General features: G+C 73.7%; 1 protein-coding gene and 1 pseudogene. Both read left to right on the forward strand.

All coding sequences use genetic code 11. The features are described 5' to 3' along the window. A pseudogene (locus AOK24_RS36745) lies at positions 1–570 on the forward strand (serine/threonine protein kinase); the annotation flags it as partial. Between the two features lie 144 nt (positions 571–714). Beyond that, a partial coding sequence (locus AOK24_RS36750) for a serine/threonine-protein kinase (RefSeq protein WP_240554289.1) occupies positions 715–1,852 on the forward strand: 1,138 nt, incomplete at its 3' end.

Consider the following 1,852-nt stretch of genomic DNA (forward strand, 5'->3'; position numbering starts at 1 on the left):
GTCGCCGGGGCGACCGCCTCGCCGCCGCCCGCCAGCAGCGAACCCCGGCCCGACCAGTCGGCGCCGGGCGGCGAGGAGACGACGGCGGGTACGTCGACGCAGGCCGGGTCCGACGTGGCCGACGGGTTCACGCTGCGCGCGGACGACGCCGGGTTCCGGATCGCCGTCGCGAACGGGTGGGAGCGGTCGCCGAAGAACGGGCGCGGGCAGGTCGTCTACTCGCACGGGGAGTTCGAGCTGATCGTCGTACCCGGCAGGGACACCGCGGCGGCCAACGGGAGCGATCCGATGGCCTACCAGCGGGACCGGGAGAGCGAACTGGAGTCCTACCGGCAGTCCAGCTGGGCGACCGCGTCGGGGCTCAGGAACATCCAGGTCGGGCAGCAGAAGATGGCCGAGGGGCAGTTCACCTGGACGACCGACGGCGGGCAGGAACTGTTCGTGCGCAACCGGGCCATCCTCATCGCCGGGCGGTACCACGTCGTCCAGGTCCGGGGGCCGGAGGCGGAGCGGGACGAGGTGACGCGGCTGTACGAACAGGCCGCGGAGAGCTACCGGTACACCGGCTGAGGGCGGCGGGCGGGCAAGTTCCCGGAACGGGTCCGAAGCGACAACCGTCACAGTGGTGTCTCCATGGGCCTGCTTTGGTTCCACGGACGTCGGCCGGTCTTTACGCTGAGCCTGTCAAGAGCATTGCGGGGCAACGTGAATCAGATGCAGGGCCTGCTCCTCGCGGGCCGCTACCGGCTCGTCGACTCCATCGGGAGCGGCGGCATGGGCCGTGTGTGGCGTGCGCACGACGAGCTGCTGCACCGGGCCGTCGCGATCAAGGAGCTGACCGCCGCGCTCTACGTCGCCGAGGCCGACCAGGCCGTCCTGCTCGCCAGGACCCGGGCCGAGGCGCGCGCGGCGGCGCGGATCAACCACTCCGCCGTCGTCACCGTCCACGACGTCCTCGAACACGACGGCCGGCCCTGGATCGTGATGGAACTCGTCGAGGGCCGCTCCCTCGCCGACGCCGTCAAGGCGGACGGCCGGGTCGAGCCCGCCGAGGCCGCGCGGATCGGGATGTGGGTGCTGCGGGCGCTGCGCGCGGCGCACTCCGCGGGCGTGCTGCACCGGGACGTGAAGCCTGGCAACGTTCTCCTCTCCGAGGACGGGCGGGTGCTCCTCACCGACTTCGGCATCGCGCAGATCGAGGGCGACACGACGATCACCCGTACGGGTGAGGTCGTCGGGTCCGTCGACTACCTCGCGCCCGAGCGGGTACGCGGCAACGACCCCGGGCCCTCCTCCGACCTGTGGGCGCTCGGCGCGCTGCTCTTCAGGTCGGTCCAGGGACACGCGCCCTATCCGGAGGAGTCGACGGCCGAACTCGTCCAGATGGTGTGCGGTGAGCCCCCGGCGTTCGCCGAGGAGTGCGGGCCGCTCAGGCCGGTCGTGGAGTCCTTGCTGCGCCAGGACCCGACCGAGCGGCCGGACTTCGAGGAGCTGCGCGGCTGGCTGCGGTCGCTGGTGCGGTCGGCGCCCGAGGCGGAGGCCGGGGCGTACGTCGTCACCGCGCCGCCCGCCGACCCGCGACGGCTGCCGATCATCCGCCGCAAGGGCGAGCTGGTGCGCCGGCGCAAGGCCAGGGCGAAGGCCGCGGCGGGAGGCGCGCACGCCCGGCACAAGCGGGGGCGCGTCGAGCCGGAACGCGCGCCGCGCGGCGCGGAGCGGTCGCCGCGCAGCCTGGGGCGGACGCTGCTGGTGATCGTCCTGCTCCTGCTGGCGGGGGCGATCGCGTACGCGGTGCTCTTCATGCCGAAGGCCGGCGAGGAGGGGGCCGCGAACAGCCCCGGTCGTCGGCCGG

It is taken from the genome of Streptomyces niveiscabiei, from assembly GCF_001419795.1.
GTDB lineage: Bacteria > Actinomycetota > Actinomycetes > Streptomycetales > Streptomycetaceae > Streptomyces > Streptomyces niveiscabiei.